The organism is Bacillus sp. L381 (assembly GCF_030284525.1).
GTDB classification, from domain to species: domain Bacteria; phylum Bacillota; class Bacilli; order Bacillales; family Bacillaceae; genus Bacillus; species Bacillus amyloliquefaciens.
This window is the reverse complement of record NZ_CP127224.1, coordinates 480,706-495,437: the sequence shown is the minus strand read 5'-3', so window position 1 is coordinate 495,437 and position 14,732 is coordinate 480,706. Positions and strand designations below refer to the sequence as shown.

Below are 14,732 nucleotides of genomic sequence, written 5' to 3'. Positions count from 1 at the left end.
TAGAGATTCAAGTCTCGTTCCGCAACTGTGAGGCTGTACAAAAAAACACGCTATTCCGTAGAATAGCGTGTTCAGACTGCTTCCGGGCCGCGGTCCTGCTTGAGCCCGAGATAGATCAGCATATATGTGAGATAACCCATCGTCATCACAAGCCCGCCAAAGAAAAAGCTTGAGAAAATCGGCTCTTCAAAAGCGGTGACTGCCGCAAGCACGATCCAGCTTGCATACAGGTAGATGATGAAATAACGGAATCCCGTCTTCATTTTATATAAGAGAAACAGACCCGCTGTAGAAAACAATCCCAGCGCAAGTCTGAAATAAACAAGATGTTCGAATTGGAACATGAATGACACAAAGGAAAAACCAAGCAATAACACAATCGGTAATGCGGTAATAAAATTTCTCAAGTGAGCACCTCCGTCATTACCTTTATTATAAATCAAAATAGCATAAATTATTGATTTATCGTGATCTTTTTCACAAAAATGTCATTCCTTTACTTCACACCCGAACATCGCGTTTGCAAAAACTCCACCAAGCGACGGCTAAGAAGAAGACGATATGGATAATGATAATGCCCACGGAAAATAACGGCGTCATTCCCGCAAACAGCGGTTTCGCCCCGCTCATGTATTGCGTCAGGTCAGTATTCGCGAACAGCAGGAAGCTTCCCCATTTGTTTTGGAAGAGAGACATAATCGTCACGAGTGATTTTGCGCCGTACAGCACGATAAATGATAAGATGACGGCCGTGGCGCTGTTTCGGAATAAGGAAGAGCACAGCAATCCGAAGCATGCCATCGCAAATGCCTCGACCCAGTTCGTGCCGATTACTTTCAGCGTGTTCACGAGGAGCGTCCCTGATTCAGATGTCACCGACATACCGAAGAAAGCGATGCCGAAAATCAGTGACAGAATATAGTACGCCGCATACAGATACAGGCTGACCAAAAGTACGGTAATGAGTTTAGATATAAAAATGCGCTCCCGCTTTACCGGGCGGATTAACAAAAACTTGATCGTTTTCTTATCAAATTCAGCGGAAATGATCGTTGCCGCGATCACGATCGTTAATGCCTCAAGCAGAATATTCAGCCCGGGTGCGTACGCCATGTAGCCGATGAAATTCTCATCCGTCCCGGAGCTGATGACAAGCCGTTTAATGACAAGCGCCATAATAAACTGGAGAACGGCCATCAGAATAAGCGCCACTAATGAGACTTTTCGATTAAAGAGCTTCATATGCTCATTTGCTGTCAATTTAAACATTCGTCTCCCCCTCCTCTTGAAGCGCCGTCGTCACTTTCATGAATTCATCCTCAAGCGATTCAGCATACGGCATGATGGAATACACGAGAAAGTCTTGTCCGACGAGCGCCCGGTTTAATGCCGGGATGTCCTTCTTCGACACGGTGACGGTAATGCCCCCGCCGTTTTTCTCCGGAGCAAATTGCTGTTCGGACAGCCATTCGAATGCTTTGTCAGCCGGCTGGATGTCGATGACGGCTTTTTCCTCTTTTTCCGCAGCGCCGCGCAGGACGACCTCTGTTTTGATTTCACCTTTTTGAATGATGATGACACGGTCGCAAAGATCCTCCACTTCACGCAATAAATGCGTCGCAAAGAGGATGCTCGTCCCTTCAAGCTCCGCGAGCTCTTTTAAATGATCGCGGAAATCCTTCATTCCGCCGGGATCAAGTCCGTTTGTCGGTTCATCCAAAATGAGCAGCTTCGGACGGTGAAGAATGGCTTGTGCGATGCCGAGGCGCTGACGCATACCGAGGGAATACGTTTTAACTTTGTCGTGAACGGCATTTGCAAGGCCGACCCGCTCGATTACTTCCTGAAGCCTGTCCTCCTTGATGTTCTTGTGCATGTTGGCAAAGTGCTTCAGATTTTCCCACCCCGTCAGATATGGGTAGAATTCAGGGTTTTCCACGATCGCTCCGACAGATTCAAGCGCTTTTTCGAAATCAGCATCGTGCTGAAAACCGTTAATTGTAATCGTACCGCTGTTTTTCTTTAAAAGGCCGACGATGATTCTGATAAGTGTGGTTTTCCCCGATCCATTCGGACCGAGCAAACCGATGATCTCGCCCTGCCTGACATCCAAGCTGATGTTTTTTAAAATGTGCTTTTTGCCTATTGTTTTGTCAAGGCCTTCGATATGTAAAATCGGCTCAGTCATACAGCCTTCCTCCTTTTTCAAAAAAAATAAACAGTGCCCGTACATAAGGCACTGTCTGCATTATAACATTTGTCATATATTCGTGAAGAGCGGAGCTGATGTTACGTCTTATCCGGCTCCGGTCCGGATTTATCCATCTCTTCGTTATTGACGACATCCAGAATATCCAGCAGGAACACAAAAATCGGAATCCCGATAATCAAGCCCCAAATGCCGAAGAAATGTTCCGAGAAAATCAAAACTGTAAAGGTAAAAAAGATCGGAAGTTCCGTTTTCGCTGACATCAGTTTCGGATTAAGGAAGTAAGTCTCAATCGCATGAATGACGAAAATGACCAGTACGATGTAGATGACATACGCAGCGCCGCCGGTCGTATACGCGATGATACTGAGCGGAATGAGCGAAATCACCACACCCGCAACGGGAATGAGCCCGAGGAAAAAGACCATGATTGACAGGCCGAACAGCTGCGGAAAATGCAGAATCGCCAATGCGATCAAGGTGAGGATACAGTTCACCAGCGCGATGATAAATTGAGCTTCAAGCACTTTGCCGAACGTTCTCGCAAACTTGCTGCCGAAATAAGCAAGTTCGTAGTAAAAAACAGACAGCTTGCTGTGCTGAAATTTTTTCATAAACTCCGTGAGCCGCTTTTTCTCGAACAGGAAAAACATGCTGAGAATCAGTGACATCACGACCTGCAAACCGAAAGTGCTGATATCGGCCAAGTATGTATACAGTACATTAAATCCTTCTTTTACATAGGAACCGATATTAATATCGCCGAACACGCTCGATATTTCTTCATAAAACGGGATGACATCGGGATGATACGCGATGTGCTTAATCTGCTTAATCAGCTGTTCAATCTGCTTGGCAACAATCGGGTAAAAGACAAAGCCGCCCACAGTCGCTCCGACAGCCAGCGCAATATATAAAACGGTAATGACCACCCTCTGGCTGATCCGGAAAAAATGGTTCAACACGTGCCTGATGACAGTCTCCAGCCGATCCATCAGAAAAGTAAAAATAAACGTAAGCAAAATCAAATTAATCATACTTCGGAATACAACTAACACCCCAGTCAAAACAAGAAAAACGGAAAAACGTCTGACACCCGGATGCTGAAAAAATTTAAAAATAGCCGCCATTTATACACTCCTGCTAGGACAAAAAGCCCTTAGATTTCATCTTTCACTCTCTAATTGTAAATTATATAACAAAATGACGCTAAGGTCTTTGTCCACCTCTTAATAAATTTAAACAAATTTATCTTTTTTACTCATAGCGGCCGAAAAAAAGAACGGCATGCCCGATGCATGCCGTTCCTCCCCTTTTAAACCGCCGTTTTCATTTCTTTTACGGCCTGTGTGCTTTTCACTTCGTCAAATTCATTTTCGCTCTTGGCTACGATAATGGTGGCGATTCCGTTTCCGATCAGATTGACGATCGCCCTTCCTTCACTCATAAAGCGGTCAACACCGAGGAGCAGCGCAAGCCCTTCCAGCGGGATAACCTGAAGCGCTGACAAGGTGGAGGCGAGCACGATAAATCCGCTTCCGGTTACGCCCGCCGCGCCTTTTGATGTCAGCATCAACACGAGAATGATCGTAATCTGCTGACCGATCGTAAGGTCAACGCCGAACACCTGCGCCAGAAAAACCGTCGCCATGGATAGATAAATTGAGGTGCCGTCCAGATTAAAGGAATATCCCGTCGGAATGACAAGGCCGACAACCGATTTGGAACAGCCGTAGCGCTCCATTTTATCCATCATCCGCGGCAGAACCGACTCAGAAGAGCTTGTGCCGAGAACGATGAGCAGTTCATCTTTTATAAACCGGAGATAGTTCCACAAGCTGAAACCGAATATTCGGCAAATGATATTCAAAGCGACAAATACAAACAGGAACATCGTAATGTATACAGACAGCATCAGACTCGCCAGCGGCTTGATGGAATCCAGTCCGAAGTGGCCGATTGTATAGGCCATGGCCCCGAATGCGCCGATCGGCGCCGCACGCATGATGTAGCCGATGATTTTGAAAAAGACGTGTGACAGTTTATCGAAGAAATCAATAATGCTTTTGCCTCTTTCACCCAGCGCCGCCAGGCCGACCCCAAATAAAACAGAAAAGAATAAGACCTGAAGAATATCGCCTTTTGCAAAAGCGTCAACCATGTTTGACGGAACGATGTGAGTGATAAATTCAATCCAGTCAATTCCCTGTCCCCCGTTTTGCGTGTACTGAGAGACATCTCCTTTTTCAAGCTTGCTGTAATCAAGCCCCTCACCCGGCTTCATGATATTGACGACCAGAAGTCCGATAATAAGGGCGATAGTGGTTACGACCTCAAAATAAATAAATGCTTTTCCCCCGACTTTGCCGACTTTTTTCATGTCTCCCATCTTGGCGATGCCAAGCACGATCGTCAGGAATATGATCGGGGCGATAATCATTTTTACCGCATTGATAAATGTATCGCCGAGCGGTTTCATTTGTTTCCCGGCCTCAGGCCATACGAGCCCGACGATGACGCCGATGATGACCGCCGTGATGACTTGCACCGTGAGATTTTTGAAAATTTTCATCCCTACTCCCCCTTGCCTCTCGCTGCGTCTATGTACAAATGATAGCGTTTTCATGAAGAGAGGGGAAGCTTATGATCATAACGGACATTTTGGTCTTTTTGGTCTTGGCTAACGGACAAATTTGTAGCGGTTAACCGGCCGGCCCACTCCCCCGTATTGAATGTCCAGCTTTATCTGGCCGCCCTTTTCAAGGAAATCGAGATAACGCCGCGCCGTCACCCTGGCGATTCCGAGCGCTTTGGCGGCTTCTTCAGCTGAAAGCGGCTCCGTCTGCTGTTTCATATAGGTCAAAATTTCATTCATCGTAAAATGATTTAACCCCTTCGGAAGATCCCGGGGCTGATTTTGCGGAATTTTAAGCAGCGCGTCAAGCTGATCTTGCGACATGGTGTCATGCTCTTCAATTTTGCGTTTATATTGTTTAAAGTTTTCGAGCGCCTGTCTCATCCGCTCCAGCTTGAACGGCTTCAAAATGTAATCGGCCGCACCGTTTTGCAGCATAAGCTGGATCGTCTCTTTGTCTTTTGCAGCCGAGACGATGATGACGTCCACTTCGAGCTTTTGTTTTCTGATTTCCTGGAGCGTTTTAATGCCGTCTTTTTTCGGCATGTACACGTCTAATATCACGAGGTCGGGGTGCAGTTCTTTTATGAGCCTGATTCCCTCGTCTCCGTTAGCGGCCGTGGCGATGACGCTGAATCCCGAAACACCGGTGATAAATTCTTTATTCACCTCCTGCACCATCGGATCATCTTCAATAAGCAGCACCTTGATGTCCATTTAATGATTCCTCCCCCTTCATCGGAAATAAAATTGAAAATGCCGTTCCCTGTCCCTGCTGTGAGTCGACTTCAATGACGCCCATCCCTTTGTCGACGATTTGTTTGACGAGGTACAATCCGTATCCCGTGCCCCCCGTTTTATTGACGGTAAACCCTTTTTCATAAAGGCGCGGGATGTGCTGATCGGAAATCCCGCTTCCGTTGTCTTCTATTAATATAGCAAGCACTTCATCATTTTGCTCGATACTGATGTCAATGTGTTTGTCCTCCGTGTCCGCTGTTTCAAATGCGCCGAATGCATTTTCTATTAAATTGCCGAGCAGGACGACGATGTCATGCTGATCGACATGCTCCGGAAATTCCGAGAAGCTGCTGTTTTCATCAATTTCCACAGAAATGCCGAGCTCTTTTCCTCTTTTGATCTTGCTTAACAAAAGCCCCGCCGCAGCGTCATTCTGAATGGCCTGATGAAGAAATTCAGTGACGCTTTCTTGTTCTGATGATGCCTTGAAAGCGAGCTGGAGCGCTTTTTCTGATTTTCCGAGCTGAATCAGTCCCGCGATGGTGTGGAGCTTGTTCATATGCTCGTGGTTTTGGACTCTGAGCGCATCGACAAAGTTTTTTACGCCTGTCAGTTCTTCAGCCATTTTCGCCGCTTCCGTCCTGTCCTGGAAAATGGCGACGGCTCCGATGACCTTCTTTTTCATGACAATCGGAATTCTGCTGCTCATGATCACCTTTCCGCTGACTTGAATTTCTTCATTATATACAGCTTGGTTCCGCTCGACGATTTCAGGGAGCCTGGAATCTTTTAATACGTCCCAGATCAATCTGCCATCGGTATCTTGACTGACATTGAATATCTGCTTCGCTTTTTCATTAAAAATGGTGATGTGATGCTGATTATCAATCGCGATGACACCCTCATTCATTGAATGAAACGTAGCGGTCCGTTCCTCATACATTCTCACGATCTCATGGGGCTCCAGCCAAAACATCTGTTTTTTGATGTGGCGGGCCAGCAAAAAAGAGCCGGCCAGTCCGAAGCCGAGCGCCAACAGAACGATAAACAGAATTTCATGCTTCAGCTGAAGAAGAATTTCACCAAAGCCCGGCAGCGTTTTACCGGCAAGGACGACACCGATCTGATTCAGATCCCGGTCTTTTACGGGATAAAAAGCGCGGACGGCGGTGCCGATCTCTCCCTTTGCTTCAGAAAAATAAATGTGCTCGGCGAACGCCGCTGCTTCGTCCTCGCCCCTTGAACGCTTTCCGATCATTGTGCTGACGGGATGTGAATAGCGGATATGATCCATATCCATGACGACGATGTAGTCCGCTTCATTGATGATCCTTATTTCTTCGACCGCATGGCGCACGTCTTCTCTCTGTTTTTTCTGCTCAAGAGCGCGTTTGACATCCGTCATCTCAGATACCGTCCGCGCGGTATTCATCAGCCGTTTTTTCAGCTCGCGCTCTTCTGTGTGCTGAATATTGCCGATCAGCACGATGCCTACGATCAAAAAGGTAAAAAGCACGACGATATAAGAAAGTATGGTGATTTTCCAGCGGATGGTGAGCTTTTTTTTCGTCATTGGCCTCTTCCTTTCCGTCTCTTTACGAAACCGGCCCGCCCGATTATGCTTGTTATAGAAAATGGCGGAGGGGGTTTTCGATGAAAAGCTTGCTGACTTGTCTCAGCCTGATGGTACTCGGTATTGGAACCGCTTTATTCATCGGCTTTCATGATCGTTTCTCAACGGAAGATCCGTATTATGATGACGAACAGGAAGGCCTGAAAGATCAAATTGTTTTCAAATTCAGCCATGTCGTTGCTGAAAACACGCCTAAAGGGCGGGCTGCGAATAAGTTTGCCGACCTGGTCTATCAAAAGTCCGGCGGCACCATTAAAGTAGAGGTGTTTCCAAACGGGAGCCTCTATTCAGATAATGAAGAAATAAACGCCCTCCAAAATGGGGACGTGCAATTCATCGCTCCCTCCACCTCAAAGCTCGGATCACTCTCTCCCGAATGGGGTGTTTTGGACCTGCCATTCGCGTTTACAAGCTATAAGGCCGTGCAGGAAGGCTTAAACGGAAAAATCGGCACCCGCCTGTTTGCATCTTTAGAAAAGCATCATTTGAAAGGACTGGCATACTGGACAAACGGGTTTAAGCAGCTCACGTCAAATAAAGGGCCGATCTTCACACCGGACGACTTAAAGGGACAGGCTCTCAGAATCATGCCGAGCAGTGTGATAGAGGATCAGTACCGCCTGCTTGGCGCGCAGCCGCGGCAGGATTCCTTTAATTCCACGTTTCAGCTCTTGGAAAGCAATCTCGTAGACGGAGAGGAAAATACGATTTCAAATATCTATTCTAAAAAATTTTATAATGTTCAAGATTATTTGACAATCAGCAATCACGGATACCTCGGTTATGCCGTGATGACCGACGAGCATTTCTGGAATTCACAGACTGAAAAAACGAGAACCATCTTAACGGAAGCGATGAAAGAAACGACGGAATGGAACGAAGCCTCCGCTGAGAAAATGAATAAAGACCAGCTCGAAGAAATCAAGAAGAATTCATCCATCAACATTCACGTGCTGACGAAAGCGGAAAGGAAAAAGTGGATGAAACGTCTCGACCCAGTTTACGGGCAATATGAGCAGGTGATCGGCCGCGGACTTGTGGAAGATCTGTTATCCTTGCGGCGCGATCCTTAGCAATACCAATACTCTCATCTCCGTTTCATCCCTTGTCCTGACGGGGAAGTAAATAGGGACAAATAAAAAAAGGAGATGGAGACATGTTTACACATACGAAAAGATTGCAGCATCCGGCTAAACCGGACCGTCCTGACCCGCTGTTCGCAAAAAAGATGCAGGAAATCTTAGGCGGACAATACGGGGAAATATCCGTCGCCATGCAATATTTGTTCCAAGGCTGGAATACACGCGGCAATGAAAAATATAAAGATCTCCTGATGGATACCGCAACGGAAGAACTCGGCCATGTTGAAATGATCGCGACGATGATTGCGAGACTGTTAGAAGATGCCCCGCTGGCAGAGCAGGAAAAAGCGGCTGATGATCCGGTCATCGGGTCCATTTTAGGCGGCATGAATCCGCACCATGCCATTGTCTCAGGGCTCGGCGCAATGCCGGAGAGCAGCACGGGCGTTCCGTGGAGCGCAGGCTATATCGTCGCAAGCGGAAACCTTTTGGCAGACTTCCGCGCCAATCTGAACGCCGAATCACAGGGAAGGCTTCAAGTCGCACGCCTGTATGAAATGACCGATGATAAAGGTGTGAAAGATATGCTCAGCTTCCTGCTGGCGCGTGATACGATGCACCAAAACCAATGGCTTGCGGCCATTAAAGAATTAGAAGCACAGGAAGGTCCGATCGTTCCTTCCACATTCCCGAAGGCGCTGGAAAAACAGTCATTCTCCCATAAGCTTATTCATTTCTCAGACGGCGGAGAAAGCGCTGAACAGAATTGGCTGCAGGAAAAAGCGCCGGACGGCGAACCGTTCGAATACGAAAAAGAACCGAAAGCGCACGGCGAAATAGCTAAGCTGGATCCTGTCCCGCCTTATGTCCACAACACGCTTCCCGGACGAAAATAAAAAAAGCCCTCTAAAAGGGCTTTTTTTATGTGCGCACAACTGTCCAATCCGGCTCCGGCCGGTAATCAGGGTGCTGGATTATATCGCCTGCTTCGTCTTCCTCACAGAGCGTAACGGTAATAGATTGATAAGTATCCTTTTGCTCTGCTGATGCAAATATAGAGTCGTGGTGTTGTTCCATAAACATATCGTAGCTGCGGCGGTTTTCCCAGACCCCGATAATCACGGCTGTGAGACCGCCGTTTTCATCCGTCTGCCAGCCGCCGGTCTGCTTAATAAAACCTTCTATTTGAGACAGCTGTCTCCAGACGGACTGGGCTTTTGAAAATGCCTCGGCTTGTGAATCCGCTACTCTGCAAATTACCTTTTTAATCAACATGCGGCCATACCTTCTGAAAAGGACGCACAACCTTCATTCATAACTGGCTGCGTAAAATCAGCGTACAGGCCCTGTGCCCCGTGAGTTTGAATATCCAGCATACCATTCCCCTTTTTCCTTTTATTGTAACTCAGAACAGCGAAAAAACACAAAAAAAGATCCGGATGTAATCCGGATCTCTTTTCGACGCTGTGATGTCTGCCTTTATGCTTTCATTAGCTGCTGCGTCTGTTTCCGCCTTTTTGGCCGATTTCCTTATAAAATTCTTTGTCATGATTTTTGCTTGTGGCTTCTCCGCCTTTTTCACCAATTTCCTGATAGAATTCTTTGTCGTGGTTTTTGCTTGTGGCTTCTCCGCCTTTTTCACCGATTTCCTGATAGAATTCTTTGTCGTGATTTTTGCTTGTGGCTTCTCCGCCTTTTTCACCGATTTCCTGATAGAATTCTTTGTCGTGATTTTTGCTTGTGGCTTCTCCGCCTTTTTGACCAATTTCCTGATAGAATTCTTTGTCATGGTTATTGCTTGTAGCTTGTCCGCCTTTTTTACCTGCTTCTTCTCTGCTCATTTTGTTTTCTTGTGCCATTTTTGAATTCCTCCTTTAATTGGTGTTGGTTGTTGGTTTCCCGATTTCAGAACTCATAAACAAAGAAAACACATTGAATGTGTTTTCGGGTGGTTTTTTATCATTCTGTATCTTTCAGGCGTTTTAGAATCCGGCGCTTTTTATAAAGCATGATGCCTGTTTCCGCGATGCTTTCTAAAGCTGAACGGTTGGCGGATGCGCCGAAGACGATGCCTGCGGCCGGAACCATTTGCAGCAGTTTTTTCGCGGCGAACGTGTCGCGGTAGCTGTAAACGACTTCCCGCCAGCCTTGGATTTGCGAGGCAATGCGCTGATAGGTTTGGTCGTTTTGATCATATTGCTGTAAATCCCGCAGGATTGCTTTTTTTCCGATGACGTCACTGGATGCCAGCTGGAGCAATTTGATGATAAACACGCGTTCTTTTTTGTCTTTCGGATCAAAGCCGTAGGCAATCGCGATGTCCTGCAGCGTCTTTAAGGACAGACCGAGCATCGCCGGAATATCTGCCGCAAGCGTAAATACACCGCCGACTCCCGTTGCGGCTCCCTGCACCGTGGCGGTCTTTACGCTTGTGCGCGCCATGGCTTCTGCGATTTCATCCATGACGGCAAGCGGCGCATTCCGGATATCGGGAAGCGTTTGACATGTGCCGTGCGGCAGCCGTTTCTGAAACTTTTTGATGATGCGCTTTTCTGATGTGAGATACTGTCCGCCTGACTGAATAAACGTTCCCGTTTCATCGAGAATGCGTCCGATTTTCCTCTGAATAAATTGAGGTGTCAGCTTGTCCAAAATCTGAAACGGCAGGCGGGTGAGCGTTTTCCAGAACATCACCCTCTGCTGCGCCTTTTCCCATTTTTGAATGTCTTTCAATTGTCTTTCCAGGTCTGTCCGTTCTTCTGTCACCCGTCCTGCACGTCCCTTCCGAATGTCTTTGTACATAGTATACCTTTCGGCCGGCTTTTGTTTACATTGATTTTGCAGAACTCGGCATCATGCCGGTTCACACCGTTTTCTTTTTCGCAGGACGGGGAACATTTTTTATAAAGGAGGAATCATCATGCCTTGGTCTATGAAAGATTATCCGCAATCATTAAAGAATCTTGAGGAACCTGTAAGGAAAAAAGCGATCGAAATTGCGAATGCGATGTTGGATGAGGGGTATGAAGAAGGACGGGCCATCCCCATTGCGACAAGTCAGGCGAAAGAGTGGAAAGAAAACGCATCAAAGGAAGACATCGATCAGCTGATGAAACACGATGATGAAACGAAGCGAGGAAATTAAACCGTTATACATGGAAAAACCCCGCTCTGAAAAGAACGGGGGTTTTTCTGATTATAAACCGTAATAATAAGATAGAGTGGTGACGGACACGTAGCCTGTCGCTCCTGCATACGTCACTTTCAGCCATTTATTAGAGTTGGTGTAGTGGCCTTGTACATATTCTCCGGTTACCCAAGTGCCTGTAATTGTTTTACCGCTTGAGAATGTTGTAATCGTTGAACAGCTGACCTTTGAGCATGAGCGCATGTTAGCACCGTAAATACCGACTGTTCCCCCGCTTGCTAAAATGGAAACGTCCGGTTCAGCTTTAGGTGTAAAAGTTGCGGCTGAGGCAGAGCCGCCAAAAGCGAATAAAGAAACAGCAAAAATCATGGCTAAAGAAAAGATCGACAAACGACGTACCAAGAAAATTCCCCCTCTTTTATCATATAGCTGGAAAGCTTTCCTGATATTATTATACTTTTTTGCCAGGAAGACTGAAATAAGTCTAATGCTCCAACTTCATTTCTGCGCAAATGATAAATTCTTTCTTTGTTTTGATAAATAACAGCGGTTTATTGGTCCTGGATCACTGATATACCGTGGATTCAAACGTTTATTCAGAGAAGCAGCGGTTTTGCCGGAGGTCATTTGAATGGTACAGAAAGGTTTTATCTTCCAAAGGAAAGATTCATTATTATTCTATTTACCCGGCAGACGGAGGCAATGTGCCGGCTTTTTCTCAATTCAGTGCCGGCGCTCGGAAGGTTCTGAGGTTTTATGGGCAAGTGTACTCTTTCACCTTTTTAAAGAACGCTCAAAGGATCCGCGCATGGGGAAACATCGCTTGAAAACAGCGTTGTTTCTATTCCGAAACGATGTCTTTTGCTTTTTCGGACCTTTCTCGGGCGGGATACATATCATAGATAAAACGGGGAAAAAATGTACTGGTTATTGAACATAAAGAGCTTGACAACTCATAATAGCGGATTTATGATGTAGATAAAATAATTTGCGTCTAGGAAACTTTTTGTTATTTAGCTAAAAATCTATCGGAATTTAGGTGAGACATAATGAGCAAAGACATCTCAGCACAATCACTGCAATCAAAAGCCGTTCAGGATGCACTTGACGGCAAAAGCAAGGGATTCAAGCGGCTTCTGCCTTTTTTAGGTCCCGCATTTATCGCGGCGATTGCCTACATTGATCCGGGAAACTTCGCTACGAATATCTCAGCTGGTTCGAAATACGGGTATATGCTGTTGTGGGTCATCCTCTTTTCAAACTTGATGGCTTTTTTAATTCAAGTCCTTTCCGCGAAGCTCGGCATCGCCACGGGTAAAAACCTTCCGGAAATCGCCAGAGACCGGTATCCGAAATGGGTATCCGCCGGGTTGTGGATACAGGGTGAGCTGGTGATTATGGCGACTGATCTGGCAGAGTTTATCGGGGCGGCCCTCGGGCTCAATCTGCTGTTCGGCATACCGATGATTGAAGCGGCAATTATCGCGGCGATCGGATCATTCGCGATTTTAGAGCTGCAGCGCCGGGGTTATCGGGCGCTGGAAGCGGGCATTGCCGGACTTCTGTTTGTCGTGGTGATCGCCTTCGCCCTGCAAACCTTCTTTGCCAAGCCTGACGCCGCTTCCGTTCTCGAAGGGCTGTTTATCCCGAAAATCGATGGAATGGACAGTGTGCTTCTGGCAACCGGGATCCTCGGTGCAACCGTGATGCCGCACGCCATTTACTTACATTCCGCCCTGACGCAGCGCCGTGTCGTCGGAAAAACGGATAATGAGCGGAAAAAGATTTTTAAATTCGAGACGATTGACATTCTTATCGCGATGGTAATCGCAGGGGCGATTAACGCAAGCATGCTGATTGTCGCGGCCGCTCTTTTCTTCAAGAACGGACTGTATGTGGAGGATTTAGACGTGGCTTATCAGCAATTCGGCCACTTTATCGGGCCGGCTTCAGCCGTTCTCTTCGGGATCGGGCTGCTGGCCGCAGGGCTTTCAAGCTCTTCTGTCGGCACATTGTCAGGCGATATTATCATGCAGGGCTTCATCCGTTACCGTATCCCGCTTTATTTGCGGCGTTTCATTACCATCATTCCTCCGATGATCATCATTATCTCAGGAATCAACGCCACAGAAGCGCTCGTATGGAGCCAGGTTGTTCTTTCATTCGGCATCGCCTTTGCGCTCGTGCCGCTGATTATGTTTACAAGCAACAAACGCCTGATGGGCGTCTTGACGAACCGAAAATGGGTGACGGCTCTCGCCTGGCTGATTGCGGTTTTGGTGATCGCGCTTAATCTGTTTGTGATTTACGATTCATTCCGTTAGAAAAACCGGCCCATCTCGGCCGGTTTTTCTTTTGGCGCCGGCTCTCGTTCGTATCTTTTTCCGGGCGTTTTTGGTATGATAGAAGAAAAATCGGAGTTTTGCTTATGTCAGTATTTATCCTTTTTTATCTGTGGATTGTGCCGATTGTCATCGGCATCTTCTGTTCTCTTATTGCTTATCGGACAACGGGTAAGAAACGTCTGATTCCAGGCTTTGTGATGATCGCATTGAGCATCGTTTCTTTAATCACGGGGCTTTGGATCGGCGGAGTGAACTATCATGTGTTCATCGGGGGAATGTTTTTATTCGGTACGTTATTGGCCGGTTCCGCCTTCCCGTTTTTCTTCGCTCTTTCACGCAAACAAAAATAAACAGGCTGTCGGGATCTTCTCGGCAGCCTGTTTTGTTTTTCCTTGAAATTATCTTATACAGAAGTCCTTATGAGGCGTGTATTGATTGATGGATAAGTTTCTTCATTGTGATTGAACCGGAGATGTAACCCCTGTCATGATAGTCACCCAAATGAAAAACGTTCTCTGCCCCTTATAACAAACATAAATAACAATGAAAATTTTCAAAAGATGAAATACCCTATGATCCCTAGCAAAAGAGAAACTGCCAGAGCATTCGGCAATTTTTGCCGCGTTGTTTAATCTTATTCAAAATGACAGCATACATATAGTTAGCAGCTTGAAGTGAGAGGAGACAAAAGAGTATGAATGGTTCCCCTATTAAAATTAACAACTTATCAGGAAACGGAGTTGTCAATGTCGGCGGCGCGTTAACCATCACCCCTATCACAGCTTCAAAAACAATGTTTGGATCCGGAGGCTTAAATACTGGAATCGTCATCCAAAACAACTCTGTAAGCCAGGCGGAAATGATTGGCCAACAATTTTCAGATCAGAAAGTTGTGAAATCGTTTTAGTGCGGCTGTGAAAGATATTATGAAAAAAACGC

16 protein-coding genes and 1 pseudogene are annotated in these 14,732 nt (G+C 46.5%); 6 read left to right on the top strand and 11 right to left on the bottom strand.

All coding sequences use genetic code 11. The features are described 5' to 3' along the window. Positions 1-71: 71 nt before the first annotated feature. From QRX25_RS02355 to dctS, 7 genes are all read right to left on the bottom strand, one after another. Positions 72-407 (bottom strand): hypothetical protein, encoded by a 336-nt coding sequence (locus QRX25_RS02355; protein WP_115998353.1) that lies wholly within the window; start codon positions 405-407, stop codon positions 72-74. A gap of 94 nt (positions 408-501) precedes the next feature. Continuing rightward, on the bottom strand, positions 502-1,242 hold the full coding sequence (locus QRX25_RS02350; RefSeq protein ID WP_115998360.1) for an ABC transporter permease: 741 nt from the start codon (positions 1,240-1,242) through the stop codon (positions 502-504). 19 nt (positions 1,243-1,261) lie between these two features. Further along, a complete protein-coding gene (locus QRX25_RS02345; protein ID WP_115998354.1) occupies positions 1,262-2,188 on the bottom strand; it encodes an ABC transporter ATP-binding protein in 927 nt (308 codons plus the stop codon). Between the two features lie 101 nt (positions 2,189-2,289). Continuing rightward, a complete protein-coding gene (locus tag QRX25_RS02340) occupies positions 2,290-3,339 on the bottom strand; it encodes an AI-2E family transporter (protein ID WP_115998355.1) in 1,050 nt (349 codons plus the stop codon). Between the two features lie 185 nt (positions 3,340-3,524). Continuing rightward, positions 3,525-4,781: a C4-dicarboxylate transporter DctP gene (gene dctP / locus QRX25_RS02335; protein ID WP_014469777.1), complete on the bottom strand. Its 1,257-nt coding sequence runs from the start codon at positions 4,779-4,781 to the stop codon at positions 3,525-3,527. A 108-nt stretch (positions 4,782-4,889) separates the two neighbouring features. After that, a complete protein-coding gene (dctR, locus tag QRX25_RS02330; protein WP_212100353.1) occupies positions 4,890-5,561 on the bottom strand; it encodes a two-component system response regulator DctR in 672 nt (223 codons plus the stop codon). Beyond that, positions 5,536-7,158 (bottom strand): two-component system sensor histidine kinase DctS, encoded by a 1,623-nt coding sequence (dctS, locus tag QRX25_RS02325; protein ID WP_088612182.1) that lies wholly within the window; start codon positions 7,156-7,158, stop codon positions 5,536-5,538. Before dctS ends, dctR begins: the two co-directional genes overlap by 26 nt. 80 nt (positions 7,159-7,238) lie before the next feature. On the opposite strand from dctS, the gene QRX25_RS02320 reads away from it, so the two are divergent. Together QRX25_RS02320 and QRX25_RS02315 are read left to right on the top strand one after the other, a co-directional pair. Next, positions 7,239-8,291: a TRAP transporter substrate-binding protein gene (locus tag QRX25_RS02320; RefSeq protein WP_115998356.1), complete on the top strand. Its 1,053-nt coding sequence runs from the start codon at positions 7,239-7,241 to the stop codon at positions 8,289-8,291. Positions 8,292-8,374: 83 nt separating this feature from the next. After that, a complete protein-coding gene (locus tag QRX25_RS02315) occupies positions 8,375-9,196 on the top strand; it encodes a manganese catalase (protein ID WP_115998357.1) in 822 nt (273 codons plus the stop codon). A gap of 25 nt (positions 9,197-9,221) precedes the next feature. Here the strand turns inward: QRX25_RS02315 and QRX25_RS02310 are convergent, their stop codons facing one another. The 3 genes from QRX25_RS02310 to QRX25_RS02300 all read right to left on the bottom strand — a co-directional run bounded on the left by QRX25_RS02310 (position 9,222) and on the right by QRX25_RS02300 (position 11,066). Then, a complete protein-coding gene (locus QRX25_RS02310; protein ID WP_115998358.1) occupies positions 9,222-9,575 on the bottom strand; it encodes a YdbC family protein in 354 nt (117 codons plus the stop codon). 215 nt (positions 9,576-9,790) lie between these two features. After that, positions 9,791-10,159, bottom strand: a complete 369-nt coding sequence (gene gsiB, locus QRX25_RS02305) for a glucose starvation-inducible protein GsiB (protein WP_014471456.1) — start codon at positions 10,157-10,159, stop codon at positions 9,791-9,793. Between the two features lie 100 nt (positions 10,160-10,259). After that, the gene (locus QRX25_RS02300; RefSeq protein ID WP_115998291.1) at positions 10,260-11,066 is read right to left on the bottom strand and encodes an EcsC family protein; all 807 of its coding nucleotides are present in this window, start codon (positions 11,064-11,066) and stop codon (positions 10,260-10,262) included. A gap of 154 nt (positions 11,067-11,220) precedes the next feature. Between QRX25_RS02300 and QRX25_RS02295 the strand changes: the two are divergent. Then, a pseudogene (locus QRX25_RS02295) lies at positions 11,221-11,436 on the top strand (DUF2188 domain-containing protein); the annotation flags it as partial. A 60-nt stretch (positions 11,437-11,496) separates the two neighbouring features. Here QRX25_RS02295 and QRX25_RS02290 read toward each other — a convergent pair. After that, positions 11,497-11,850 carry an SH3 domain-containing protein gene (locus QRX25_RS02290; protein WP_065980750.1) on the bottom strand — a complete coding sequence of 118 codons (354 nt, stop codon included), beginning with the start codon at positions 11,848-11,850 and terminating at the stop codon, positions 11,497-11,499. Between the two features lie 644 nt (positions 11,851-12,494). On the opposite strand from QRX25_RS02290, the gene QRX25_RS02285 reads away from it, so the two are divergent. The 3 genes from QRX25_RS02285 (at position 12,495) to QRX25_RS02275 (ending at position 14,700) form a co-directional block, all read left to right on the top strand. After that, on the top strand, positions 12,495-13,772 hold the full coding sequence (locus QRX25_RS02285) for an Nramp family divalent metal transporter (RefSeq protein ID WP_088612177.1): 1,278 nt from the start codon (positions 12,495-12,497) through the stop codon (positions 13,770-13,772). A 104-nt stretch (positions 13,773-13,876) separates the two neighbouring features. Further along, positions 13,877-14,143: a hypothetical protein gene (locus QRX25_RS02280; protein WP_013351066.1), complete on the top strand. Its 267-nt coding sequence runs from the start codon at positions 13,877-13,879 to the stop codon at positions 14,141-14,143. Positions 14,144-14,487: 344 nt separating this feature from the next. Continuing rightward, positions 14,488-14,700, top strand: a complete 213-nt coding sequence (locus tag QRX25_RS02275) for a spore germination protein (RefSeq protein WP_115998185.1) — start codon at positions 14,488-14,490, stop codon at positions 14,698-14,700. Positions 14,701-14,732 lie beyond the last annotated feature (32 nt).